Raw genomic sequence first — 24,345 nt, forward strand, 5'->3', positions numbered from 1 at the left:
CTACATGGCGACCTCGCTAATACTGATGATTTTTGGCGAGATACTAACAATTTACAGTGAGGTGTATGCCTCAAAGCTTCCTGGCAGACCTCTGGAAACCCCATTAATGTTTTTAAAACCTATAATTCTTATCAGCATTGCTGGAATCAGTCTAATTTTTGCTTACTGGCTTGGATATCAAGCGACCGGCAATATCTGGATAGTTACTGTAGCATCATTGACACTCTTATTAATCCTAGAACCGATTGTGATATATGCAATGTTAAAGGAATTACCAGAAAGAGGTGCTCTGGTAGGTTTCATCTTAGGAGCAACCGGCTTGATCGCCACTGTCACACTTTGATCAGTCCAAAGGAATAAACCATGTCACGCAAAGAAAAAACAATGAGTTGCACTATTTGTGGCTATGAATATGATCCCGCTCTAGGCGATCCTGATAATGGGATACTACCGGGGACACCTTGGGAAGATTTGCCCGAAGATTGGCTGTGTCCTGATTGTCAAATGCCTAAAGAAGATTTCGAGTGAGAGCGCTTATCGTGACGTTCGCTTTCACTGTTAATCAAAAGAACCCAAAATCTCCCTAAAACTTTTATAAATAGCTGAAAGGATTACTTTCGCAATTTAGAAATCACCTTTCCCATTTTTCACTTCCAGCAAAAAGCAAATGGAGCGACCCTCCGGACAAATGCTGTGTGAAATCATGCATAGATTTGCGAGGGCTTCGTCCCCGGACGCAGCCTCGCAGGCCTGGAATCTATTGCACCAATATGACGCATTGCCCCAATTTACCCGATGCCCACCTGATTACGCCCATTGTTCTTCGCCAGATACAGCCCCTTGTCTGCCGCCGAGATCAGTTCACGGCAGTTGCTGCCGGCCGTCGGGGTGATGGTCGACAGGCCGATGCTGATGGTCAGGCTTGAGCCTTCGGTCGGGGAAATGTGCGGGATTTTCAGGGCTTCGATGGTCATGCGCAGTTTTTCTGCCACCAGCCGCGCCCCGCCCTGGGAAGTATTGGGCAATACCAAGGCAAATTCTTCGCCACCGTAACGGGCCGGCAGGTCCGAAGGTCGGGCGCAGGCGTCGCGGATCGCCGCGGCGACCTGGCGCAGGGCTTCGTCGCCTTCCAGGTGACCGAAGGTGTCGTTGTAGGTCTTGAAGTAATCGACGTCGATCATCAACAGCGACAATTGGCTCTGCTCACGCAGCGAGCGGCGCCATTCCAGCTCCATGTATTCATCAAAATGCCGACGGTTCGACAGTCCGGTCAGGCCGTCGGAGTTCATCAGGCGTTGCAGTACCAGGTTGGTGTCGAGCAATTGCTGCTGGCTGACGCGCAAGGCGCGGTACGCCGCGTCACGTTGCAACAACGTCATGTAGGAGCGCGAGTGATAGCGAATGCGCGCCACCAGTTCGATATTGTCCGGCAGCTTGACCAGATAATCGTTGGCCCCGGCCGCGAACGCCGCGCTCTTGATCAGCGGGTCTTCCTTGGTCGACAGGACGATGATCGGAATGTCCCTGGTCGCCGGGTGATTGCGGTACTCGCGCACCAGGCTCAGGCCGTCAAGACCGGGCATGACCAGATCCTGCAGGATCACCGTCGGCTTGATGCGAACGGCCTGGGCTATGGCCTGGTGCGGGTCGGCGCAGAAATGGAAGTCGATGTTTTCTTCGTTCGACAACCCGCGTCGCACCGCCTCGCCGATCATCGCCTGATCGTCCACCAACAACACCATGGCGGCGTTTTCGTCAGTCTTGAAGTCGTCGAGCTGTAAATCATTCATGTGCGGTCACCTGATTACTGCTTGAGCCAGGATTGCCAAGGGTGGTCATTTGGGAAAAATCTCCAGCAATCGTGACGCTATCTTTTCCAGCGGGCGTACTTCCACGGCGGCATCGATGGCCGCAGCCGCCTTGGGCATGCCATACACCGCGCTGCTTTGTTGATCCTGTGCGATGGTCAGGTAACCCTGTTGGCGCATGAGTTTAAGCCCTTGCGCACCATCACGCCCCATGCCCGTGAGCAAAACGCCTACCGCATCGCCGTTCCAGTAATTGGCCACGCTCTCGAAGAACACGTCGATCGAAGGCCGATAGATCTCGTTGACCGGTTCCGCGGTGTAGGCCAGCGTGCCGTTTTTCAATAACCGAATATGGTGGTTGGTGCCGGCCAGCAACACCGTGCCGTTTTGCGGTGGTTCGCCCTCCTGGGCCAGCCGAACGTTGAGCCCGCTGGCGCTGCCGAGCCATTCGGCCATGCCGGCGGCGAACACCTGGTCAACGTGCTGCACCAGAACGATGGCGGCGGAAAAATCCTTTGGCAGGCCTTTGAGCAAGACTTCCAGTGCCGCCGGCCCGCCTGCGGACGAGCCGATGGCGATCAGGCGCTTGGCCGAGGCCGAACTGCGCAGCGGGCTGGGGGCCGAGCGCTCGCGGTGGCCTTTATCGCCAATCAGCCAGCCGATGTTCATGATCTTGCGCAGCAACGGCGCCGCCGCCTCTTGGGCATTGCCGGCACCGAGGGCCGGGGTATCGACGACGTCCAGCGCGCCATGGCCCATGGCTTCGAACACCCGATGCACGTTCTGTTGACGATCGACGGTAACGATGACGATGGCGCACGGCGTTTCAGCCATGATCCGCCGGGTGGCCTCGACGCCGTCCATCACTGGCATGATCAGGTCCATCAGGATCAAGTCCGGTGTCTGTTCGGCGCACTTTTGCACCGCTTCCTCGCCATTGCTGGCAACCCAGACCACCTGATGCGCCGGCTCGAAGGCCAGCGCCCGGCGCAGTGCCTCCACCGCCAAGGGCATGTCGTTGACGATTGCGATTTTCATGCCCGCGCTCCTCCTATGAGCTCAACCACTGCATCGAGCAAGGCGTCGTCATGAAAACTGGCCTTGGCTAGATAATAGTCGGCTCCGGCATCCAGTCCACGACGACGATCTTCTTCACGATCCTTGTAGGACACCACCATCACCGGCAGCGATTGCAGACGGTTATCCCGACGCAACAACGACACCAGTTCGATGCCATCCATGCGCGGCATGTCGATGTCGGTAATCAGCAGATCGAAATTTTCAGAGCGCAGGGCGTTCCAGCCATCCATGCCATCGACCGCCACGGCCACGTCATAGCCGCGATTGAGCAACAACTTGCGCTGCAATTCGCGCACGGTGAGGGAGTCATCGACCACCAGAATTCGCTTGCGCGCGGCTTCGACAGCCTGGCTACCGTGCCGGGCAATGCGCTCCAGACGCCCGGTATTGAGCAGTTTGTCCACCGAACGCAGCATGTCTTCGACGTCGACGATCAACACCACCGACCCGTCGTCGAGCAACGCGCCGGCGGAAATGTCCTGGACCTTGCCCAGGCGCTCATCCAGCGGCAACACCACCAGCGTCCGCTCGCCGATAAAACGCTCCACCGCCACGCCGTAAACCGCATCGCGCTCGCGGATCACCACGACTTTCAGGGTTTGCTGGCTGCCTTGACTCGCCGGACGCTGCAACAGTTGACTGGCCGCAACCAGGCCGACATGCCGGCCTTCATGCCAGAAGTGCTGGCGGCCCTCGACTTGAACAATGTCTGCCGGCTCCAGATCGCACATGCGTTCGATGTGGGCCAACGGAAAGGCGTAGGCCTCGTCGCCGACTTCCACCACCAGACTGCGCACCACCGAAAGCGTCAGTGGCACTTCGAGGTGAAAGCGACTGCCCTCGCCCGCCGTCTGCTCCAGCACCACCGCGCCGCGCAATTGGCGAACCATATGCTGCACCGCATCCAGGCCGACGCCACGACCGGAGACTTCGGTGACCGTGTCGCGCAAGCTGAAGCCGGGCAGGAACAGAAATGTCAGCAGTTCCTCTTCACTCAACCGGGCAGCGGTGTCGGCCGGGGATAATTGCCGTTCGACGATGCTACGGCGGACCTTCTCCAGATCGACGCCGTTACCGTCATCACTCAGTTCCAGCACCAGCAAGCCGGCCTGATGAGAGGCGCGCAGACGTATCAGGCCTTCAGCCGGTTTACCTGCCAACAGCCGTTGCTCCGGGGTTTCGATACCGTGATCGACGGCATTGCGCAGCAGGTGCGTCAGTGGCGCTTCGAGTTTTTCCAATACGTCGCGATCAACCTGAGTCTTCTCGCCCTCGATTTCCAGCCGTACTTGCTTGCCCAGGCTGCGACCAAGATCGCGGACCATGCGCACCTGACCGGTCAAAACATCGGCGAACGGCCGCATGCGGCAAGCCAGAGCGGTGTCGTACAACACCTGCGCACGCTGACTGGCCTGCCAGGCGAATTCATCCAGTTCGGCGTTTTTTTCCACCAGCAATTGTTGGGATTCCGCCAACAGCCGGCGCGCATCCTCAAGGGCTTCCCGGGCTTCGAGGCTCAGGGCTTGCTCCTTGAGATGGACGTTGAGGTTTTCCAGCGCGCGCAGGCTGTTGTTCTGGATGCGCTTGAGACGTTGCATGGTGGCCAGGTGCGGTTTGAGGCGCAGGGTTTCCACCAGGGACTTGCTCGACAAATCGAGCAGGCTGTTCAGGCGTTCGGCGGTGACTCGCAGCACGCGTTCGCCGTTTTCGGTGGTGCGTTTGGCTTGTTTCGGCGAAACCGGCATTGGCTCGGCGACCGGCGCCGGCTCTTCAGTTACGGGTGCGGGAGCTTCGAGTTGCAGCTGCGCCATCACCGGCGTGGCAGCGCTCATGTTTGTTGTCACAGCGGCCATCGGGTCGAGCAAACGCCCCATCAACGCGACATAGGCTTCGATTTCCGCAGCCCCCGGAGTGCCGTTCGGCGTCGCGATGCGCATCAGCAAATCGGTGCCTTGCAACAGCGCATCGATGTGTTCCGGGCGCAGGTACAGGCGCCCTTCCTGGGCGCTGACCAGGCAATCTTCCATGACATGCGCAACGCTGACACCGGCATCGACGCCAACGATTCGCGCCGCTCCTTTGAGCGAGTGCGCCGCGCGCATGCACGATTCGAGTTGATCGGCTTGAGTGGGATCACGCTCCAGCGCCAACAGGCCGGCGCTCAGCACCTGGGTCTGGGCCTCGGCTTCCAGGCTGAACAGCTCCAGCAAAGAGGAGTCGCGCATTTGCTCGGGGGTCATGTGAGGCTCCGGGTCACGGCGGACAACAGCTGTTCTTCATCCAGCCAACGCAGGCTGCGACCTTTGAATTGCAGCACGCCACGGGTGTATTTGGCATTGGCCTGCGGGCCGGAGCGGGACGCCGCCTCAAGGATACGTTCGTCAATGGCATGAATCCCGTCCACTTCGTCCACCGGCACCACTACCGGTCCACCGTGGGCGGCGATGATCAGCATGCGCGGCATGACCCTCGCACCGGAGGCCACGCTGCTGACGCCATCCAGTCCCAGCAACTCAACCAAAGACAGGCACGCCACCAGTGCGCCGCGCACGTTCGCCACACCGAGCAAGGCCCGGGAACGCTGATGCGGCAAAGAGTGAATGGCTTGCAACGGCGCCACTTCAACCAGGCTGCGAGTGGCCAGCCCCAGCCATTCTTCGCCGAGGCGAAACATCAGCAGCGAGCGGGTTTCCACGTCGATCTCGACCGCGCTGGAGATCTGCGCGCGATCTTCCTGCTGTAACGCGTAGCGATCCAGCAGACGCGTGGCAGCGGCCGAATACACCGAGCAGTTGCGGCAATGAATGTGTTCGATCAGCAGCGGGCAGGACTTGTCGCCGTGAATGCCGATGCGGTTCCAGCAGTCGTCGATGGCCTGGGCATCTTCACGGGTGACGCTAAAGGTGTCGGGGGCGATCATCGTTTACGCTCACTGTCAGCGGGGCGCTCGCTGCGGGCGGCGCGGTCCTGCAATCGTCTGGCACCGACCGTGTCGCCCTGGGATTGCAGCAAGGCGGCCAGGTGCATCAGCGCGTCGGAATGTTGCGGTTCGAGGTACAACGCCTTGCGATAAAAACCCTGGGCTTCGAGGGCACTGCCGGCAACATCGCTGAGCAATCCCAGCCAGTAAAACACCTGGGCCACCGGTTCGTGTAGGCGTAAATAGCTTTCGCAGGCGGCGCGGGCTTCGGCGCTTTTGCCCTCGTTGGCCAGCGCGGCAATGTTTGCCAGCAGCGCGGCAGCGTCGGTATTGCCCGGTCTGGCCGAATGAGCTGTCGGTGCAGCGCTGGCGAACGGACGCCGTGGAATCGGCGTCGGTGCGATCTTGCGCACGGGTTGCGGTGTCGGCAGCGATGCGGGAACGAACACCGGCAGAAACTCGGGCTCTGCAACGCTATGGCGACTGAAGGCAAACGATTGTGGAATGCCAATCGAGCGCAGGCCCAAACGCCCCGCCAGACTGCCCTCGGCGGGGCCGATAAACAGCACGCCATCGACATGGGTCAACCGCTTGAGCACCTCGAACACCTGTTTTTGCGTCGGCAGATCGAAGTAGATCAGCAGGTTGCGGCAAAACACGAAGTCGTAGGAAGGTTCGTGGGCCAGCAACGCCGGATCGAGCAGGTTACCGACCTGCAGTCGCACCTGCTCCTGGACCCGGCGGCTAAGTCGATATCCGTCATTTTCGGCAGTGAAATGCCGGTCACGAAAAGTCAGGTCGTGACCGCGAAAGGAGTTCTTGCCGTACAGCGCTCGTCGAGCCTTTTCCACCGAGAGCGGGCTGACGTCCATGCCTTCGACCTTGAACTGATGCGGCTTGAACCCGGCATCCATCAGCGCCATGGCAATCGAGTACGGTTCTTCACCGGTGGAACACGGCAAACTGAGGATTCGCAGGGCGCGCATATTGTTGATGTCGGCCAGGCGCTTGCTCGCCAGTTTCGCCAGAGTGACAAAGGACTCCGGGTAACGGAAAAACCAGGTTTCCGGGACGATCACCGCCTCGATCAGCGCTTGTTGCTCGTCGCTGGAGCCCTGCAAGGTGCGCCAGTACTCGTCGGCCGTCTGCGCATTGGACGCCGCGCTACGCTGTCGCACCGCGCGCTCGATGATCGCCGGGCCTACCGAAGTCACGTCGAGGCCGATGCGCTCCTTGAGGAAATCGAAAAACCGCTGATCGTTGCTCATGGCTGCGCCTCAAGCAATGCCAGATCCAGCGGCGGTGTCGGAAACAACAGTGCGCGAACACGCTCATCCAGCAGATCGGCAACCCGCACCCATTGCAGCAAGCCTTGCTCATCTTCACGAACAGGCCCCAGGTACGGCGCCTGGCGATTGTCCAGGCCATAGGGCTGAAAATCTGCCGGATTGCAGCGCAAAGTGTCGGTGGCCTGCTCCAGAATCAGCCCGAGCAACTTCCCCTCTGAGCTTTCATCTGGCCGGAAATGGACCAGCACCAAGCGAGTGCTGGTACGTGCCTGGGCAGGCGTGCCAAAGGTCAACGCGCACAGGTCGATCACTGGCACCACCGCCCCGCGATAGGCGAAAACCCCGGCGACCCAATCGGGCGCGCGGGGAATCGGCTTCAGGGCGACGCGCGGCAATACTTCCGCCACTTCGATAGCTTGCAAGGCATAGCGCTCGCTGCCGATGCGGAACACCAGGAACAACACCTGCAACGCCTGCTTCACCGCAGCGCGTTTGGCCGTGAGTTCGCTCATCAGACTTTGAATCGCGAAACGCCGCTGCGCAGCCCGACGGCCACCTGGCTTAGCTCGTCAATGGCAAAACTGGCCTGGCGCAGGGATTCCACAGTCTGGCTGCTGGCATCACCCAACTGCACCAATGCGTGGTTGATCTGCTCGGCGCCGGTGGCCTGGGCCTGCATGCCCTCGTTGACCATCAGCACTCGCGGCGCCAGCGCCTGCACCTGATGGATGATCTGCGACAACTGCTCGCCAACCTGCTGCACTTCGGACATGCCACGGCGCACTTCTTCGGAGAACTTGTCCATGCCCATCACACCGGCCGACACCGCCGACTGAATCTCGCGCACCATCTGCTCGATGTCGTAGGTGGCAACGGCAGTCTGGTCCGCCAGGCGTCGGACTTCGGTGGCGACCACGGCAAAACCACGTCCGTACTCCCCGGCCTTTTCCGCTTCAATCGCGGCATTGAGCGACAGCAGGTTGGTCTGGTCGGCGACCTTGACGATGGTCACCACCACTTGATTGATGTTGCCGGCCTTCTCGTTGAGGATGGCCAGTTTGGCGTTGACCAGATCGGCCGCGCCCATCACCGAGTGCATGGTTTCTTCCATGCGCGCCAACCCCTGCTGCCCGGAGCCGGCAGCCACCGAGGCCTGGTCGGCAGCGGTGGAGACTTCGGTCATGGTGCGCACTAGGTCACGGGAAGTGGCGGCGATTTCACGGGACGTCGCGCCAATTTCAGTGGTGGTGGCGGCAGTTTCGGTGGCGGTGGCTTGCTGCTGCTTGGACGTGGCGGCGATCTCGGTCACGGACGTGGTGACCTGTACCGAGGAACGCTGGGCCTGGGACACCAGGGACGTCAGCTCGGCCATCATGTCGTTGAAGCCGGTTTCCACGGCGCCGAATTCGTCCTTGCGCTCCAGGTTCAGGCGCCGGCTGAGGTCGCCGGTGCGCATGACTTCGAGGATGTGCACGATGCGATTCATCGGCGCCATGATCGCGCGCATCAACAACAGGCCGCAGAGGCCGGCGGCGAGTACGGCGATCACCAGGGAAATACCCATGATGGATTTGGCGGTGAGCACCGCATCGTCGATGGCCGCAATATCCCTGTCGGCCACAGCCTTGTTATGCAGCAGGATGTCATTGAGCTTCATCCGACCCGCCGTCCAGGCTGGCGTCAGCTCGTCGTTGAATACTTTGGCGGCATCGGCGTCCTGGTTGCGCTTATGCAGCTCGATCACGGCATTCAGAATCCGGTGGTATTCCTCATGGGACTTCAGGAACGCGGCGAATTCAGTTTTGTCTTCTTCGTCAGTGATGGTCTGGCGATAGAACTCCATCTGCTCTTGCAGGCGCACGGCATAGGCCGCGAAATCCGAGGCATCCTTGGCGGTGAAGCCTTGCCCTTCTTCAAGACCCAGCATGGCTTGTATCCGCAGATAACTGTCGGACCAGGCACCACGAATCATCGAACTGTAAAACAAACCTGGTAGCGCATCCTCTCGCACGCTGGCTTCACTGGTCTCGATCTTCAACAACCGGGAATACGAGACGACCACCATCAACAGCATGATGGCGATAATTACCGCAAAGCTCGCCAAAATGCGTTGGCGCAACGTCCAGTTCTTCACAGTCAATCCTCGGGCTTTCGAAATGCGGGGAGTATAGCCGAGGGCGGTGTTTCATTTATAAGACGCTTGCGCACCCCTTCTCATCCCGCCGGAAAAAGCCAGGATTGGCTCTGGATTGGGACTTTCCGGCATTGCTTGAGGGGTGCGCCAGCGGTGATTCGGAAGAAAGGGGCGGTGGATTGGCCCTTGCGGGTTTGAGTGCCGATTGAAAGATCAAAAGATCGCAGGCGGCAATCTTTTCGGGCCTACATCGAAGCCTGGCGAACCTGCTTCTCCAGCTCAATCTTCAATCCCGGTTCCAGCTTGAGCTGACGCGCCAGTTCATCAAGGTAGGACTTCTCCATAAAGCTCTCCTCGTCCACCAGCATCACACTGGCGATGTACATCTCGGCCGCCATTTCCGGGGTGCTGGCAGCGCGGGCGACGTCGCTTGGGTCCAACGGTTTGTTGAGTTCGGCGTGCAGCCAGTGTTGCAGTTCCTGATCGTTGTCGAGCTTGGTGAACTCGCCTTCGATCAGCTCGCGTTCGCGCTCGTCGATATGGCCGTCAGCCTTCGCCGCCGCCACCAGGGCCTTGAGTATCGCCTGGCTGTGTTGCTCGACTTGGGCAGCGGGCAGGCGGTCGAGGGTTTGCGGTTCAGTCCTCGGCGCCGTGCCCTGCTGGGCCTGCCAGTTGCCGTAAGCCTTGTAGGCCAGCACACCCAACGCGGCGAGGCCGCCGTAGACCGCGACTTTGCCGCCGACCGAACGCGCCTTCTTGCTACCCAGCAACAGGCCCATGGCTCCTGCCGCCAATGCGCCTCCGCTCGCGCCAGAGAGCAAACCGCCCAAACCTCCCGAGCCACCGCTACCGCCGAGCAATCCGCCCAATCCTGCGCCAGAGGTCTTGTTCTGCGACCCGCCCGCCTTGTTCTGCAACATGTCCTGACCAGACTTGAGTAGTTGATCGAGCAATCCACGGGTGTTCATTTTCCGCCTCCACTAAATGGGTTCAATCGGACCATAAGGCCTTCAGCCTAGATCGAAAGTGCCCCTCTCCTGCCGACGAGAGTGCTTCCAGATGTTGCCCCGCACTTTTCAAGCGCCGCTCACAGCAGCTTTCAGAAATTTAGATATACACTTGAGCAAATCGATAAAACTGCCCACTGGGTACACCTTTCATGATGACCTTGCGTCAGATCCGTCATTTCATCGCAGTGGCCGAGACCGGCTCGATCTCCGCCGCCGCGCAAACCGCATTCATTTCCCAGTCCACCCTGACTCTGGCGATCCAGCAGCTTGAAGAGGAAATCGGTGTCAGCCTGTTCAGCCGCCATGCCAAGGGCATGACCCTGACCCATCAGGGTCATCAGTTTCTGCGCCAGGCGCACTTGATCCTGGCCACCGTGGATAACGCCAAACGCAGCCTGCAACAGAGCACCGATCAGGTCGCCGGGCAGTTGATTATCGGGGTGACCAGCCTGGTGGCCGGTTACTACCTGGCGGATTTACTCACCCGTTTCCAGCGCGCTTATCCCAACGTTGAAATCCGCGTGATGGAAGATGAACGCCCTTACATCGAGCATTTGCTGGTCAGTGGCGAAATTGATGTCGGCGTGCTGATCCTGTCCAACCTTGAAGATCGCCACGCCTTGCAGACCGAAGTACTGACCCACTCGCCCCATCGGTTGTGGCTGCCAGCCCAGCATCCGCTGCTGGAACACGACAGCATCAACCTTGCCGACGTGGCCCGCGAACCCCTAATTCAGCTGAACGTCGATGAAATGGACCGCAATGCCCAGCGCCTGTGGACCGGCGCGGGCCTGCAACCGCGCATTACCTTGCGTACCGCCTCGACTGAAGCGGTGCGAAGCCTGGTGGCCGCCGGATTGGGCGTGTCGATTCAGCCCGACATGACCTATCGCCCGTGGTCACTGGAGGGCGACATCATCGAAGCCCGGCCAATTGCCGACTTGAGCCAGACCCTCGACGTCGGTCTGGCCTGGCGCCGTGGCACCGCGCGGCCAGCGCTGGTGGACCCTTTTCTGACCGTCGCCCGCGAGCAACCCCACGGCGGGCGCAAGCCATCTATTTAATCGAACGCCACCTTCAGTATTTAGAATTTGTCGACCTCGGGTCCGCGCACTAGTCTTGTTGCATCTATATAAGACGGCCGGGCCCTAGTCATAGGGAGCGCCGCTATGTCGTTACACGAAGCCACACAAAAAAAGAGACCACGAAAAATGGCTGGCGCGCAGACCCCGTTGTTCACCGCGTTGTTGATCGATGGCGAATTGGTCGCGGGCCTGGGTTTTGTCGAGCCGATTCTCAACCCGGCGACCGGCGAAGTCCTGACGCAGATCGCCGAAGCCAGCACCGAGCAAGTCGAAGCCGCCATCCTTGCCGCCCACCGCGCATTCGCCAGTTGGTCGCGAACCACACCGCAGCAGCGCTCCAACCTGTTGCTGGACATCGCCAACGCCATCGAAAAAAACGCCGATCATCTGGCCCGCCTCGAAGCCCTCAACTGCGGCAAGCCGTTGCACCTGGCCCGTCAGGATGATTTGAGCGCCACGGTTGACGTGTTCCGTTTCTTCGCCGGCGCCGTGCGCTGCCAGACCGGCCAGCTCAGCGGCGAATACCTGCCGGGCTACACCAGCATGGTCCGCCGCGATCCCATTGGCGTGGTGGCATCGATTGCGCCGTGGAACTACCCGATCATGATGGCCGCGTGGAAAATCGCCCCGGCCCTGGCCGCCGGCAATACGCTGGTGTTCAAGCCTTCCGAACACACGCCGCTGTCAATTCTGGCGCTAGCGCCAGCGCTGGCCGAAATACTCCCGCGCGGTGTGATCAACATTGTCTGCGGCGGCGGTGAAGGTGTCGGCAGCCATCTGGTCAGCCATCCAAAAGTGCGAATGGTGTCGTTGACCGGCGATATCGTCACCGGGCAGAAAATCCTCCAGGCCGCCGCGAAAACCCTCAAGCGCACTCACCTCGAACTCGGCGGCAAGGCCCCGGTAATCGTCTGCAACGACGCGGACATTCAAGCGGTCGTCGAAGGCGTGCGCACTTACGGCTATTACAACGCCGGTCAGGATTGCACCGCCGCGTGCCGGGTTTATGCACAGACCGGGATTCACGATCGCCTGGTGGCCGAACTCGGCGCGGCGGTCAGCAGCCTGCGCTTCGCCGGAAAACGCGACGCCGACAATGAAATCGGCCCACTGATCAGCACCCGCCAGCGCGACCGCGTGGCCAGTTTCGTCGAACGCGCCCTGGGCCAGCCGCACATTGAACGAGTGACCGGCGCTGCGGTGCATTCCGGGGCCGGCTTCTATTACCAGCCAACCCTGTTGGCCGGCTGCAAACAGAACGACGAAATCGTCCAGCGCGAAGTGTTCGGGCCGGTGGTCACCGTGACCCGTTTCGATGAACTCGAACAAGCGGTGGACTGGGCCAACGATTCGGAATACGGCCTGGCGTCTTCGGTCTGGACCCAGAACCTCGACAAGGCGATGCAGGTCGCTGCGCGGTTGCAGTACGGCTGCACCTGGATCAACAGCCATTTCATGCTGGTCAGCGAAATGCCCCACGGCGGCCTCAAGCGTTCGGGCTACGGCAAAGACCTGTCCAGCGATTCGCTTCAGGACTACAGCGTGGTGCGGCACATCATGGCGCGCCACGGACAGCATTTATAAAAGAGCACTACGCTAACAATTAGCCGTAAAGGCATTGATGTAGAAACGTTGGAACAAAGCGGTCCCCTTGCAGGAGCTGGCTTGCCAGCGATGGCGTCCATCAGGAGACCGCAAGGCTTGAGGGACTCATCGCCGGCAAGCCGGCTCCTACAGGATCTTGTTTCGACGTTGAAAACCACGTTCAAAACTGCCCCGACCATAATTTAAAGAAGAGGGAAATCCCATGTTCGTGCACAAGACCGCACTGCTCAGTGCAATCACTACCGCGCTGCTGGCCAGTGCCAGTGTCCAGGCCGCCGAGCCGCTGAAAGCTGTCGGGGCGGGCGAAGGCCAATTGGATATTGTGGCGTGGCCTGGCTACATCGAACGTGGCGAAAGCGACAAGGCCTACGACTGGGTGACCGGCTTCGAAAAGGAAACCGGCTGCAAGGTCAACGTGAAAACCGCTGCGACCTCCGATGAGATGGTCAGCCTGATGGCCAAGGGTGGTTACGACCTGGTGACCGCGTCCGGCGATGCCTCGCTGCGCCTGATCGTCGGCAAGCGTGTACAGCCGATCAACACCGCGCTGATCCCGAACTGGAAGAACCTCGACCCGCGCCTCAACGATGCGCCGTGGTACGTGGTCAACAAGCAAACCTACGGCACTCCGTACCAGTGGGGTCCGAACGTGTTGATGTACAACACCAACGTGTTCAAGACCGCGCCCGACAGTTGGGGCGTGCTGTTCAATGCGCAAAACCTTCCGGACGGCAAGCCGAACAAGGGTCGCGTACAAGCCTATGACGGCCCGATCTACATCGCCGACGCGGCGCTGTACCTCAAGTCCGCCAAGCCGGAACTGGGCATCCAGAACCCCTACGAACTGACCGAAGTGCAATACAAAGCCGTGCTTGACCTGTTGCGCGCCCAGCAGCCGTTGATCCACCGCTACTGGCACGACACCACCGTGCAAATGAGTGACTTCAAGAACGAAGGTGTAGTGGCATCCGGGGCCTGGCCGTATCAGGTCAACGGCCTGGTCAACGAGAAACAGCCAATCGCTTCGACCATCCCGAAAGAAGGCGCCACCGGTTGGGCCGACACCACCATGCTGCACACCGAGGCCAAGCACCCGAACTGCGCGTACAAGTGGATGGACTGGTCGCTGCAACCGAAGGTCCAGGGCGATGTGGCGGCGTGGTTCGGCTCGTTGCCAGCCGTACCGGCTGCTTGCACCGGTAGCGAATTGCTCGGCGCCGAAGGTTGCAAGACCAACGGTTTCGATCAGTTCGACAAGATCGCCTTCTGGAAAACCCCACAGGCTGAAGGCGGCAAGTTCGTGCCGTACAGCCGCTGGACCCAGGACTACATCGCGATCATGGGCGGCCGCTAACGCCCGAAGGTCCTACGGACCTTATCGCCAGCAAGCCGGCTCCTACACAGTCCGCGTACCCCCTGTAGGAGCTGGCTTGCCAGCGAAAGAGCGCGAAGCGCTCTTCTCTACCGATTCAGATTTTTCAGAAGTCCAGGCAGGGCCGCTGCGACGGCCCTCGCCTTTTTGGAGCACCGCACCATGACGCTTGCAGTCCAGTTCACCAACGTTTCCCGTCTATTCGGCGAAGTGAAAGCCGTTGACCGGGTTTCCATCGACATCCAGGACGGCGAGTTTTTCTCCATGCTGGGGCCTTCCGGCTCGGGCAAAACCACCTGTCTGCGCCTGATCGCCGGTTTCGAACAACCGAGCGCGGGCTCTATCCGTATTCATGGCGAAGAAGCCGCCGGGCTGCCGCCATATCAGCGTGACGTGAACACCGTGTTCCAGGATTACGCGCTGTTCCCGCACATGAACGTTCGCGACAACGTCGCCTACGGCTTGAAAGTCAAAGGCGTCGGCAAGGCCGAACGCCTCAAACGCGCCGAAGAAGCCCTTGATATGGTTGCCCTCGGCGGCTACGGCGAGCGCAAACCGGTGCAGCTCTCCGGCGGTCAACGCCAGCGTGTGGCCCTGGCCCGCGCTCTGGTCAACCGCCCGCGCGTATTGCTGCTGGACGAGCCGCTTGGCGCGCTCGATTTGAAGCTGCGCGAGCAAATGCAAAGCGAGCTGAAGAAACTGCAACGCCAACTCGGTATCACCTTCATTTTCGTCACCCACGATCAGACCGAAGCACTGTCGATGTCCGACCGCGTGGCGGTGTTCAACAAGGGCCGCATCGAGCAGGTCGACACTCCGCGCAACCTGTACATGAAACCCGCAACCACGTTCGTGGCGGAATTCGTCGGCACCTCCAACGTGATTCGCGGCGACCTGGCGAAGCAGTTGAGCGGCAACCCACAGCCGTTTTCGATTCGCCCGGAACACGTGCGTTTCGCCGAAGGCCCGTTGGCCGCGCACGAGATCGAAGTCAGCGGTTTACTGCACGACATCCAGTACCAGGGCAGCGCCACACGCTATGAACTGAAGCTGGAAAACGGCCAGACCCTGAACGTCAGCCAGGCCAACAACCAGTGGATCGACAGCAGCGCGCAACATCAAACCGGGCAACGCCTCAGCGCTCGTTGGGCGCGCGAAGCGATGATCCCGTTGCACGACACCATCGTCGGTGGGGTGTGACATGACCAGCGTGGCTATCCCCCAAACTTCGGCCGGCAGCTCGCCACTGCGCAGGTTTTCCAACCTGCTGTATCGCCGGCCTAACCTGTACCTGTCGATGCTGCTGGTGCCGCCGCTGCTATGGTTCGGCGCGATCTATCTGGGTTCGTTGCTGACCTTGCTGTGGCAAGGTTTCTACACCTTCGACGACTTCACCATGGCGGTCACGCCGGACCTGACCCTGGCGAACTTCGCCGCGCTGTTCCAGCCGTCGAACTTCGACATCATCCTGCGCACCCTGAGCATGGCGATCGTCGTGTCCATTGCCAGCGCCATCGTCGCGTTCCCGATTGCCTACTACATGGCGCGCTACACCACCGGCAAAACCAAGGCGTTTTTCTACATCGCAGTGATGATGCCGATGTGGGCCAGCTACATCGTCAAGGCCTATGCCTGGACTTTGCTGCTGGCCAAGGGCGGCGTAGCGCAGTGGTTCGTGCAGCATTTGGGTCTGGAACCGGTTTTGCAGTTGGTGCTGGGCATTCCCGGCGTTGGCGGCAGCACCTTATCGACCTCGCACCTGGGGCGGTTCATGGTGTTCGTCTACATCTGGCTGCCGTTCATGATCCTGCCGATCCAGGCCTCGCTCGAACGTTTGCCGCCGTCGTTGCTGCAAGCGTCCGCCGACCTCGGCGCCAAACCGCGCCAGACCTTCATGCAAGTGATTTTGCCGCTGTCGATCCCGGGCATTGCGGCAGGTTCGATCTTCACCTTCTCGCTGACCCTCGGCGACTTCATCGTGCCGCAATTGGTCGGCCCACCGGGTTACTTCGTCGGCAGCATGGTCTACGCCCAGCAAGGCGCAATCGGCAACATGCCAATGGCCGCCGCGTTCACCCTGGTGCCCATTGTGTTGATCGCCATTTACCTGACTATCGTCAAACGACTGGGGGCCTTCGATGCACTCTGAAAAGGCTTCAATCGGGCTACGAATCGCAGCCTGGGGCGGGTTGGTGTTCCTGCACTTCCCGATCCTGATCATCTTCCTCTACGCCTTCAACACCGAAGACGCAGCGTTCAGCTTTCCGCCCAAGGGCTTCACCCTGAAGTGGATCGGCGTGGCGTTTTCGCGGCCTGACGTGCTCGAAGCCATCAAGTTGTCGTTGCAGATCGCCTCGATTGCCACGCTGATCGCCATGGTCCTCGGCACGCTGGCTTCGGCGGCGTTGTACCGCCGGGATTTCTTCGGCAAGCAAGGTATCTCGCTGATGCTGATCCTGCCGATCGCTTTGCCGGGGATCATCACCGGGATCGCCTTGCTGGCGACCTTCAAGACGCTGGGGATCGAACCGGGGATGTTCACCATCATCGTCGGCCACGCGACCTTCTGTGTGGTGATCGTCTACAACAACGTCATCGCCCGATTGCGCCGCACCTCGCACAGTTTGATCGAGGCCTCGATGGACCTCGGCGCCGATGGTTGGCAGACCTTCCGCTACATCATCCTGCCGAACCTCGGCTCGGCGTTGCTCGCCGGCGGCATGTTGGCGTTCGCGCTGTCGTTCGACGAAATCATCGTCACCACCTTCACCGCCGGCCACGAACGCACGCTGCCGCTGTGGCTGCTCAACCAACTCAGTCGCCCACGGGACGTGCCGGTGACCAACGTCGTCGCGATGCTGGTGATGATCGTGACCATGCTGCCGATTCTTGGCGCGTATTACCTGACGCGGGGCGGTGAGAGCGTGGCCGGTAGCGGCGGGAAATAACCAAATAACCACTGAAGGAACCGAATCCTGTAGGAGCCGGCTTGCTGGCGATAGCGGTAGATCAGCCAACATCTTTGTTGAGCCTGATGGCCCCATCGCTGGCAAGCCAGCTCCTACAAGGGACCGGTTTCCACAGTGAATAAAACAACAGGTTCGAAGAGGACAATGCCATGCAGACCCAACTCTTGATCAACGGCCAACTGCTCGACGGCGAAGGCCCCGCCCAACCGGTATTCAACCCGGCGCTGGGCCGCGTTTTGGTGGAAATCAACGAAGCCAGTGAAGCCCAGGTCGATGCCGCCGTGCGCGCCGCCGATGCCGCGTTCGACGGTTGGTCGCAAACCCCGCCCAAAGAGCGCTCCCTGCTGCTGCTCAAGCTCGCCGACGCCATCGAAGCCCACGGCGAAGAGCTGGCCAAACTGGAATCGGACAACTGCGGCAAGCCCTACAGCGCCGCGCTGAACGACGAGATCCCGGCGATTGCCGACGTGTTCCGTTTCTTTGCCGGTGCCAGCCGTTGCATGAGCGGCTCGGCTGGTGGCGAATACTTGCCCGGCCACACCTCGATGATTCGCCGCGACCCGGTGGGCGTGATCGCCTCCATCGCGCCGTGGAACTACCCGCTGATGATGGTCGCCTGGAAAATCGCCCCAGCCCTGGCCGCCGGTAATACCGTGGTGCTCAAGCCGTCGGAACAAACCCCGCTGACCGCCCTGCGCCTGGCACAACTGGCGTCGGAAATCTTCCCGGCCGGCGTACTCAATCTGGTGTTCGGCCGTGGTCCTACCGTCGGTAGCCCGCTGGTCACTCACCCGAAAGTGCGCATGGTGTCGCTGACCGGCTCGATCGCCACCGGTTCGAACATCATTTCCAGCACCGCCGACACCGTCAAACGCATGCACATGGAACTGGGCGGCAAGGCCCCGGTGATCATCTTCGACGATGCCGACATCGACGCCGCTGTCGAAGGCATCCGCACCTTCGGCTTCTACAACGCCGGCCAGGATTGCACCGCCGCTTGCCGCATCTATGCGCAGGAAGGCATTTACGACAAGTTCGTCGAGAAGCTCGGCGCGGCGGTCAGCAGCATCAAGTACGGTTTGCAGGATGATCCATCGACCGAGCTCGGCCCGTTGATCACCGCGCAGCACCGCGACCGCGTGGCCGGGTTCGTCGAGCGCGCCGTGGCGCAGCCGCACATCCGTTTGATCACGGGCGGTAAAGCGGTGGACGGCAATGGCTTCTTCTTCGAACCAACCGTGCTAGCCGACGCGCAGCAGGACGACGAAATCGTCCGCCGCGAAGTGTTCGGGCCGGTGGTCTCGGTGACCAAATTCAGCGATGAAGCGCAGGTATTGGGCTGGGCCAATGATTCGGACTACGGCCTGGCGTCATCGGTATGGACCGCCGACGTCGGACGCGCTCATCGCTTGTCGGCGCGCTTGCAGTACGGCTGCACCTGGGTCAACACGCACTTCATGCTCGTCAGCGAAATGCCTCACGGCGGTCAGAAATTGTCCGGGTACGGGAAGGACATGTCGATGTATGGGTTGGAGGACTACACCGTTGTGCGGCATGTGATGTTCAAGCACTAAAAGCATCGCCAGCAGGCTGGCTCCTACAAGGATTGCACTGAACCTGTAGGAGCTGGCTTGCCAGCGAATGAGTCACCTCGGTTTCAAGGCCGAAACTGGCATTAGGCACCACCAGGTTCCAGACCATAGAAGTTAAAACAATAACCACCGACCCGGACGGCGCTCCCAAAGCCTCGCCACGGTGTCGGACATCCGAAATCTGCCGATTTCACGGAGCAAACACACATGAGTGCATCACCCGATCTCTCAGCTGCCGTTGCCGATAGCGACGCCGAGCAACTACGCAAACTGGGTTACACCTCCAACTTCAATCGCAGCATGAGCCTGTGGGAAAACTTCGCCCTGGGCTTCACTTATCTGTCACCGGTCGTAGGGGTTTATACCCTCTTCGGCCTGTGCCTCGCCGCTGGCGGGCCACCGATGTTCTGGGCCTATTTGCTGGTCGGTTGCGGCCAGTTGCTGGTGTGCCTGATCTTTGGTGAAGTGGTTTCACAGTTCCCGATTTCCGGCGGCGTGTACCCGTGGGCTCGTCGCTTGGTGGGCAAGCGTTGGGCGTGGATGGTCGGCTGGATCTACTCCATCGCCCTGTGCGTAACCATCGCCGCCGTTGCGGTCGGCGCCGGTCCGTACCTCGCCGCCATGCTGGGTTTTGAACCGAGCAACAACACCAACATCGTCATTGCCCTGGTGCTGACGCTGTTCGCCACCCTGGTCAACCTCAGCGGCACCAAGGTGCTGGCACGCATCGCCATGTTCGGCTTTCTCTGCGAACTGGTGGGCGCGGTGATCGTCGGTGTTTACCTGCTGGTCTTCGAGCGGCATCAACCGATCAGCGTGCTGTTCAACACCTTCGACATCAGCGTCAATGGCTCGTACTTGCCGGCCTTCCTCACCGCGTCACTGGCGGGGATGTTCCTGTACTACGGGTTTGAGGCCTGTGGCGACGTGGCCGAAGAAACCCCGAACCCGAGCAAGCAAATCCCGGTGGCCATGCGCATGACCATCTACATCGGCGGCATCGCGGCGATGTTCGCCTGCCTGGCACTGATCCTCGCCGTGCCGGACATGCAAGCAGTCATCGACGGCACCGACAAGGACCCGGTCGGCACCATCCTCAACAATGCTTTCGGTCCGGTCGGCTCGAAAATGGTGATGGGCGTGGTGATGATTTCCTTCATCTCCTGCGTCATCAGCCTGCAAGCGGCGGCCAGTCGTCTGCTGTATTCCTACGCTCGCGATGAAATGGTCATCGGTAGCCGACTGCTGAAGAAGATTTCTCCTACGACGCAGGTCCCGGTTGCGGCGCTGTTCGTTTCCGGTGTCCTGCCGGCCCTGATCATCATCCTCGGCTTCTTCCTGCAGGACGCCGTCGCCACCATCGTTAGCTTCGCCGCCATCGGCATCTACCTGGCCTTCCAGATGATCGTTCTTGCTGCGTTGTATGCACGCTTGAAAGGCTGGAAACCGAGCGGCAAATTCACCCTCGGCGCCTGGGGCTGGGCGGTGAACATCGGCGCGCTGGTCTATGGCGTCGGCGCCATTATCAACATGGCCTGGCCGCGTACACCGGATGCCGCGTGGTACATCAACTATGCCATGGTGCTAAGTACCGCCATCGTGATTGGCTTGGGCTTGCTCTATATGTGGATTGCCAAGCCGTATGACCACGGCAAAGCGCCCGCGGGGGATGCGTGGAAGGTTAGTCGGTAAGGATATTTGTCCTTTGATCGAACGCAAAACCTGTAGGAGCTGTCGCAGGCTGCGGCAGCTCCTACAGGGGAATGCGCTCATACAGAGACCGCAGACGGCCATTGATAGCCAACGCGCGATGCAGGCAAATTGATCAGTCTGGCCACCGTGAAAGCCATGGCTCCCACGGTAACCAGCCCCACTCAAAACCGCGAAACATTCCTCATCGCATCCACCAGATACCTCATCGCGATCCGGTCGCTCTCCGACAACTCCCGATAGCGCTCCAACAGTTTCATTTCCTCCGAGTTGATCCGACGTCTGCGTCGCCCCGTGGCCAGGCACGGAAAGATTCCCAGTATTTCGGTGATGCCTTGTACTTTCGACATGGACGATGTCCTTCTCTACGTCAAAGAAAACTTCAGAAACCGCATCGCCCTAACCTTTTTCAGCAGCTGTCTGGTGCCCACTGAACCGCACCGGCCCGAAGGGCATAAACCGGTCATGCCCATAGAATAGAAACTATCCGCGCGCTGAAAAGCGGTTTTTAGAGTAATTAGTCGAAAAAAGCAGAAATGCCCTGTAAATCAGAAGCCGCTGTCAGAAATCTTTACCGACATGTCTTGTTTCATTCCGGCACTAGCGCGGTGCCATCAATCAATTTTGCTCTGCAATCGAACGGTTTAAGCTATCCGGCATCTGTTTAAAGTCCGTCGCGTTTGGCCGAAGGCATGTCCGAACCGTTATTTCTGATCCAGCACGTGCCAGGAACGGCGCGGGATCGTTCACGACAGGTTGTACTTATGCACCGCAGGAATTTGCTCAAAGCCTCCATGGCCATCGCTGCCTACACCGGTTTGTCTGCCACCGGCCTGCTCGCCGCCCGTGCCTGGGCCGCCACCGGGGCGGCCGATGGCGAAGCGCAGTCTTTCGATTTCGAAGCGCTGAAAATCCAGGCCAAGCAGCTGGCCAGCAATCGCTACCAGGACACCAAGCAGGTGTTGCCGCCGACCCTGGCGACCATGACTCCGCAAAACTTCAACGCGATCCGCTACGACGGCGACCATTCGTTGTGGAAGGACAACAAGGGTCAGCTGGATGTGCAGTTTTTCCATGTCGGCATGGGGTTCAAGCAGCCGGTGCGCATGTACAGCGTCGATCCCAAGACCCGAATGTCACGCGAGGTGCATTTCCGCCCGTCGCTGTTCAATTATGAAAAAACCACCGTCGATACCAAGCAGCTCACGGGCGACCTGGGGTTTTCCGGGTTCAAGCTGTTCAAGGCGCCGGAGCTGGATAAGCACGACGTGGTGTCGTTCCTCGGCGCCAGCTACTTCCGCGCGGTGGATGCCACCGGCCAGTACGGCCTGTCGGCTCGCGGTCTGGCCATCGACACCTACGCCAAAAAGCGCGAAGAATTCCCCGACTTCACCAAGTTCTGGTTCGAGACCCCGGACAAGGACAGCACCCGCTTCGTGGTATACGCCCTGCTCGATTCGCCAAGCGCCACCGGTGCCTATCGTTTCGACATCGATTGCCAGGCCGAGCGCGTGGTGATGGAAATCGACGCCCACGTCAACGCGCGTACCGCCATCGAACAATTGGGCATCGCGCCGATGACCAGCATGTTCAGCTGCGGCACCCATGAACGGCGCATGTGCGACACCATTCACCCACAGATCCACGACTCCGATCGCCTGGCGATGTGGCGTGGCAACGGCGAATGGATCTGCCGTCCACTGAACAACCCGGCCACCCTGCAATTCAACGCTTTTTCCGACAAGGATCCGAAGGGTTTCGGCCTGGTGCAGACCGATCACGAGTTCGCCAGCTATCAGGACACCGTCGACTGGTACAGCCGGCGCCCGAGCCTATGGGTCGAACCGACGACCGCGTGGGGCGAAGGCTCGATCGATCTGCTGGAAATTCCTACCACCGGCGAAACGCTGGATAACATCGTCGCCTTCTGGACGCCGAAGAAACCGGTCGCAGCCGGTGACTCGCTGAACTACGGCTACAAGCTCTACTGGAGTGCCCTGCCGCCGGTTGGCACACCGCTGGCGCGGGTCCATGCGACACGTTCGGGCATGGGCGGCTTCACCGAGGGTTGGGCACCGGGCGAACATTATCCGGAAGTCTGGGCCCGTCGCTTCGCGGTCGACTTCACGGGCGGCGGCCTCGACCGTTTGCCGGAAGGCGCGGGGATAGAGCCGGTGGTCACGTGCTCCAACGGCCAGGTCAAGGATTTCAACGTGCTGGTGCTCGATGACATCAAGGGTTACCGCATCACCTTCGACTGGTTCCCGACCAATGACAGTGTCGAGCCGGTTGAGCTGCGGCTGTTCATCCGCACCAACGACCGGACGCTGAGTGAAACCTGGTTGTACCAATACTTCCCGCCAGCCCCGGAAAAGCGCAAATATCCCTGACATCACCTGACTGTAGGAGCCGGCTTGCTGGCGATGGCGGTGTATCAGCCCCATCAATGCTGACTGAAACACCGCCATCGCCAGCAAGCCGGCTCCTACAAAAGGTAAAGCGCATTTGCCACCATTCGGTTTTCCGAACGCGACCCGATGGTCGGTTCGGTTAACCGGATTATTCCGCGCTACAAAACCCACCACAAATATTTAATTCCCTTATAAATCAATAGATTGAATCATCAGCCCTGGCCTGGCACGAGTCATGCTCTACACTTCTTCGACGAATGCCTGTTGCGCCAACACTTCAGGAGCCGTCAGGCATTCGAAGCACAAAAGGGCCGATGAACTGGCTCCATAAAAAAAACAATGTCGAGGAAAATTTGATGCGCATCGTTCCCCATATCCTGGGCGCAGCCATTGCTGCCGCTCTGATCAGCACGCCAGTTTTCGCCGCCGAACTCACCGGCACCCTGAAGAAGATCAAAGAGTCCGGTGTCATCACCCTCGGGCATCGTGACGCTTCCATTCCTTTCTCCTACATCGCGGACGCTTCCGGCAAGCCGGTCGGCTACTCCCACGACATCCAGCTGAAAGTCGTCGAAGCACTGAAAAAAGACCTGGACCTGCCTAACCTGCAAGTCAAATACAACCTGGTCACCTCGCAGACCCGTATCCCACTGGTGCAAAACGGCACCGTGGACCTCGAATGCGGTTCCACCACCAACAACGTCGAGCGTCAGCAGCAAGTTGACTTCTCCGTCGGCATCTTTGAAATCGGTACTCGCCTGCTGTCCAAGGCAGACTCCAAGTACAAGGACTTCCCGGATCTGGCCGGCAAGAACGTCGTGACCACCGCCGGCACCACGTCCGAGCGCATCCTCAAGGCGATGAACGCCGACAAGCAGATGGGCATGAACGTCATTTCCGCCAAAGACCACGGCGAGTCCTTCCAGATGCTGGAAACCGGCCGTGCCGTCGCCTTCATGATGGACGACGCGCTGCTGGCCGGCGAAGCCGCCAAAGCCAAGAAGGCGAGCGACTGGGCAGTGACCGGCACTCCACAGTCCTACGAAATCTACGGCTGCATGGTGCGCAAAGGCGACGAGCCGTTCAAAAAAGCTGTGGATGACGCCATCAAGGCCACCTACGCGTCGGGCGAGATCAACAAGATCTATGAAAAATGGTTCATGCAACCAATCCCGCCGAAGAACCTGAACCTGAACTTCCCGATGAGCGACGAGCTCAAGGCCCTGATCGCCAATCCGACCGATAAAGCGGCTGACGACAAGAAGTCCTGATTTCTGACTAACCTATCTCCTGAGAGGGCCTAGGCCCTTTCAGGAGGTTGTCACTCCCTGCTGGCATTTTTGGAAACACTCGAACGGGT

At 59.9% G+C, this 24,345-nt stretch carries 21 protein-coding genes; 12 read left to right on the forward strand and 9 right to left on the reverse strand.

Annotated features, from left to right (window positions below; all coding sequences use genetic code 11):
• Window positions 1-4: 4 nt before the first annotated feature.
• Window positions 5-343, forward strand: a complete 339-nt coding sequence (locus ABVN21_RS18100) for a hypothetical protein (RefSeq protein WP_339554453.1) — start codon at window positions 5-7, stop codon at window positions 341-343.
• A gap of 20 nt (window positions 344-363) precedes the next feature.
• Window positions 364-528, forward strand: coding sequence for a rubredoxin (locus ABVN21_RS18105; protein ID WP_339554378.1), 165 nt, complete (start codon window positions 364-366; stop codon window positions 526-528).
• A 260-nt stretch (window positions 529-788) separates the two neighbouring features.
• On the opposite strand, the gene ABVN21_RS18110 is transcribed toward ABVN21_RS18105, so the two are convergent.
• The 8 genes from ABVN21_RS18110 to ABVN21_RS18145 form a co-directional block, all read right to left on the reverse strand.
• On the reverse strand, window positions 789-1,790 hold the full coding sequence (locus ABVN21_RS18110; RefSeq protein WP_339554377.1) for a PleD family two-component system response regulator: 1,002 nt from the start codon (window positions 1,788-1,790) through the stop codon (window positions 789-791).
• A gap of 45 nt (window positions 1,791-1,835) precedes the next feature.
• Window positions 1,836-2,846, reverse strand: coding sequence for a chemotaxis response regulator protein-glutamate methylesterase (locus ABVN21_RS18115; protein ID WP_339554376.1), 1,011 nt, complete (start codon window positions 2,844-2,846; stop codon window positions 1,836-1,838).
• Entirely contained in the window at window positions 2,843-5,128 is a 2,286-nt protein-coding gene (locus tag ABVN21_RS18120; RefSeq protein WP_339554375.1) for a hybrid sensor histidine kinase/response regulator, read from the reverse strand. The genes ABVN21_RS18115 and ABVN21_RS18120 overlap by 4 nt, the downstream gene beginning before the upstream one ends.
• Window positions 5,125-5,808 carry a chemotaxis protein CheW gene (locus ABVN21_RS18125; RefSeq protein ID WP_339554374.1) on the reverse strand — a complete coding sequence of 228 codons (684 nt, stop codon included), beginning with the start codon at window positions 5,806-5,808 and terminating at the stop codon, window positions 5,125-5,127. Before ABVN21_RS18125 ends, ABVN21_RS18120 begins: the two co-directional genes overlap by 4 nt.
• Entirely contained in the window at window positions 5,805-7,076 is a 1,272-nt protein-coding gene (locus ABVN21_RS18130) for a protein-glutamate O-methyltransferase CheR (protein ID WP_339554373.1), read from the reverse strand. The genes ABVN21_RS18125 and ABVN21_RS18130 overlap by 4 nt, the downstream gene beginning before the upstream one ends.
• Window positions 7,073-7,609, reverse strand: a complete 537-nt coding sequence (locus tag ABVN21_RS18135) for a chemotaxis protein CheW (RefSeq protein ID WP_339554372.1) — start codon at window positions 7,607-7,609, stop codon at window positions 7,073-7,075. The genes ABVN21_RS18130 and ABVN21_RS18135 overlap by 4 nt, the downstream gene beginning before the upstream one ends.
• Window positions 7,609-9,231 carry a methyl-accepting chemotaxis protein gene (locus ABVN21_RS18140; RefSeq protein ID WP_339554371.1) on the reverse strand — a complete coding sequence of 541 codons (1,623 nt, stop codon included), beginning with the start codon at window positions 9,229-9,231 and terminating at the stop codon, window positions 7,609-7,611. The genes ABVN21_RS18135 and ABVN21_RS18140 overlap by 1 nt, the downstream gene beginning before the upstream one ends.
• Before the next feature lie 245 nt (window positions 9,232-9,476).
• Window positions 9,477-10,199, reverse strand: coding sequence for a tellurite resistance TerB family protein (locus ABVN21_RS18145; RefSeq protein WP_339554370.1), 723 nt, complete (start codon window positions 10,197-10,199; stop codon window positions 9,477-9,479).
• Window positions 10,200-10,390: 191 nt separating this feature from the next.
• Between ABVN21_RS18145 and ABVN21_RS18150 the strand changes: the two genes are divergently transcribed.
• The 8 genes from ABVN21_RS18150 to ABVN21_RS18185 all read left to right on the forward strand — a co-directional run bounded on the left by ABVN21_RS18150 (window position 10,391) and on the right by ABVN21_RS18185 (window position 20,556).
• The gene (locus ABVN21_RS18150; RefSeq protein ID WP_223505121.1) at window positions 10,391-11,305 is read left to right on the forward strand and encodes a LysR family transcriptional regulator; all 915 of its coding nucleotides are present in this window, start codon (window positions 10,391-10,393) and stop codon (window positions 11,303-11,305) included.
• Window positions 11,306-11,452: 147 nt separating this feature from the next.
• Window positions 11,453-12,910, forward strand: a complete 1,458-nt coding sequence (locus ABVN21_RS18155; protein WP_339554369.1) for a gamma-aminobutyraldehyde dehydrogenase — start codon at window positions 11,453-11,455, stop codon at window positions 12,908-12,910.
• A gap of 223 nt (window positions 12,911-13,133) precedes the next feature.
• On the forward strand, window positions 13,134-14,285 hold the full coding sequence (gene ydcS / locus ABVN21_RS18160) for a putative ABC transporter substrate-binding protein YdcS (protein ID WP_339554368.1): 1,152 nt from the start codon (window positions 13,134-13,136) through the stop codon (window positions 14,283-14,285).
• Between the two features lie 180 nt (window positions 14,286-14,465).
• Entirely contained in the window at window positions 14,466-15,503 is a 1,038-nt protein-coding gene (locus tag ABVN21_RS18165; RefSeq protein ID WP_339554367.1) for an ABC transporter ATP-binding protein, read from the forward strand.
• A gap of 1 nt (window position 15,504) precedes the next feature.
• Window positions 15,505-16,452, forward strand: a complete 948-nt coding sequence (locus tag ABVN21_RS18170; protein WP_339554366.1) for an ABC transporter permease — start codon at window positions 15,505-15,507, stop codon at window positions 16,450-16,452.
• Window positions 16,442-17,251 carry an ABC transporter permease gene (locus ABVN21_RS18175; protein ID WP_253562597.1) on the forward strand — a complete coding sequence of 270 codons (810 nt, stop codon included), beginning with the start codon at window positions 16,442-16,444 and terminating at the stop codon, window positions 17,249-17,251. Before ABVN21_RS18170 ends, ABVN21_RS18175 begins: the two co-directional genes overlap by 11 nt.
• A gap of 170 nt (window positions 17,252-17,421) precedes the next feature.
• Window positions 17,422-18,846 (forward strand): gamma-aminobutyraldehyde dehydrogenase, encoded by a 1,425-nt coding sequence (locus tag ABVN21_RS18180; RefSeq protein WP_339554365.1) that lies wholly within the window; start codon window positions 17,422-17,424, stop codon window positions 18,844-18,846.
• A 225-nt stretch (window positions 18,847-19,071) separates the two neighbouring features.
• On the forward strand, window positions 19,072-20,556 hold the full coding sequence (locus ABVN21_RS18185) for an amino acid permease (protein ID WP_339554364.1): 1,485 nt from the start codon (window positions 19,072-19,074) through the stop codon (window positions 20,554-20,556).
• A gap of 182 nt (window positions 20,557-20,738) precedes the next feature.
• Here ABVN21_RS18185 and ABVN21_RS18190 read toward each other — a convergent pair whose 3' ends face one another.
• On the reverse strand, window positions 20,739-20,924 hold the full coding sequence (locus tag ABVN21_RS18190) for a hypothetical protein (RefSeq protein WP_339554363.1): 186 nt from the start codon (window positions 20,922-20,924) through the stop codon (window positions 20,739-20,741).
• A gap of 414 nt (window positions 20,925-21,338) precedes the next feature.
• Between ABVN21_RS18190 and ABVN21_RS18195 the strand changes: the two genes are divergently transcribed.
• The gene (locus tag ABVN21_RS18195) at window positions 21,339-22,964 is read left to right on the forward strand and encodes a glucan biosynthesis protein D (protein WP_339554362.1); all 1,626 of its coding nucleotides are present in this window, start codon (window positions 21,339-21,341) and stop codon (window positions 22,962-22,964) included.
• A gap of 377 nt (window positions 22,965-23,341) precedes the next feature.
• Window positions 23,342-24,256: a glutamate/aspartate ABC transporter substrate-binding protein gene (locus tag ABVN21_RS18200; protein ID WP_008056636.1), complete on the forward strand. Its 915-nt coding sequence runs from the start codon at window positions 23,342-23,344 to the stop codon at window positions 24,254-24,256.
• Window positions 24,257-24,345: the final 89 nt, after the last annotated feature.

Origin of the sequence: Pseudomonas sp. MYb327, assembly GCF_040438925.1 — a bacterium.
Taxonomy (GTDB): domain Bacteria; phylum Pseudomonadota; class Gammaproteobacteria; order Pseudomonadales; family Pseudomonadaceae; genus Aquipseudomonas.

Bases quoted from the DNA above. Each gene is read 5' to 3' on its own strand.
- ABVN21_RS18100 (WP_339554453.1), top strand. From the start codon at position 5: ATGGCGACCTCGCTAATACTGATGATTTTTGGCGAGATACTAACAATT.
- ABVN21_RS18105 (WP_339554378.1), top strand. From the start codon at position 364: ATGTCACGCAAAGAAAAAACAATGAGTTGCACTATTTGTGGCTATGAA.
- ABVN21_RS18110 (WP_339554377.1), bottom strand. From the start codon at position 1,790: ATGAATGATTTACAGCTCGACGACTTCAAGACTGACGAAAACGCCGCC.
- ABVN21_RS18115 (WP_339554376.1), bottom strand. From the start codon at position 2,846: ATGAAAATCGCAATCGTCAACGACATGCCCTTGGCGGTGGAGGCACTG.
- ABVN21_RS18120 (WP_339554375.1), bottom strand. From the start codon at position 5,128: ATGACCCCCGAGCAAATGCGCGACTCCTCTTTGCTGGAGCTGTTCAGC.
- ABVN21_RS18125 (WP_339554374.1), bottom strand. From the start codon at position 5,808: ATGATCGCCCCCGACACCTTTAGCGTCACCCGTGAAGATGCCCAGGCC.
- ABVN21_RS18130 (WP_339554373.1), bottom strand. From the start codon at position 7,076: ATGAGCAACGATCAGCGGTTTTTCGATTTCCTCAAGGAGCGCATCGGC.
- ABVN21_RS18135 (WP_339554372.1), bottom strand. From the start codon at position 7,609: ATGAGCGAACTCACGGCCAAACGCGCTGCGGTGAAGCAGGCGTTGCAG.
- ABVN21_RS18145 (WP_339554370.1), bottom strand. From the start codon at position 10,199: ATGAACACCCGTGGATTGCTCGATCAACTACTCAAGTCTGGTCAGGAC.
- ABVN21_RS18150 (WP_223505121.1), top strand. From the start codon at position 10,391: ATGATGACCTTGCGTCAGATCCGTCATTTCATCGCAGTGGCCGAGACC.
- ABVN21_RS18155 (WP_339554369.1), top strand. From the start codon at position 11,453: ATGGCTGGCGCGCAGACCCCGTTGTTCACCGCGTTGTTGATCGATGGC.
- ydcS (WP_339554368.1), top strand. From the start codon at position 13,134: ATGTTCGTGCACAAGACCGCACTGCTCAGTGCAATCACTACCGCGCTG.
- ABVN21_RS18165 (WP_339554367.1), top strand. From the start codon at position 14,466: ATGACGCTTGCAGTCCAGTTCACCAACGTTTCCCGTCTATTCGGCGAA.
- ABVN21_RS18170 (WP_339554366.1), top strand. From the start codon at position 15,505: ATGACCAGCGTGGCTATCCCCCAAACTTCGGCCGGCAGCTCGCCACTG.
- ABVN21_RS18175 (WP_253562597.1), top strand. From the start codon at position 16,442: ATGCACTCTGAAAAGGCTTCAATCGGGCTACGAATCGCAGCCTGGGGC.
- ABVN21_RS18180 (WP_339554365.1), top strand. From the start codon at position 17,422: ATGCAGACCCAACTCTTGATCAACGGCCAACTGCTCGACGGCGAAGGC.
- ABVN21_RS18185 (WP_339554364.1), top strand. From the start codon at position 19,072: ATGAGTGCATCACCCGATCTCTCAGCTGCCGTTGCCGATAGCGACGCC.
- ABVN21_RS18190 (WP_339554363.1), bottom strand. From the start codon at position 20,924: ATGTCGAAAGTACAAGGCATCACCGAAATACTGGGAATCTTTCCGTGC.
- ABVN21_RS18195 (WP_339554362.1), top strand. From the start codon at position 21,339: ATGCACCGCAGGAATTTGCTCAAAGCCTCCATGGCCATCGCTGCCTAC.
- ABVN21_RS18200 (WP_008056636.1), top strand. From the start codon at position 23,342: ATGCGCATCGTTCCCCATATCCTGGGCGCAGCCATTGCTGCCGCTCTG.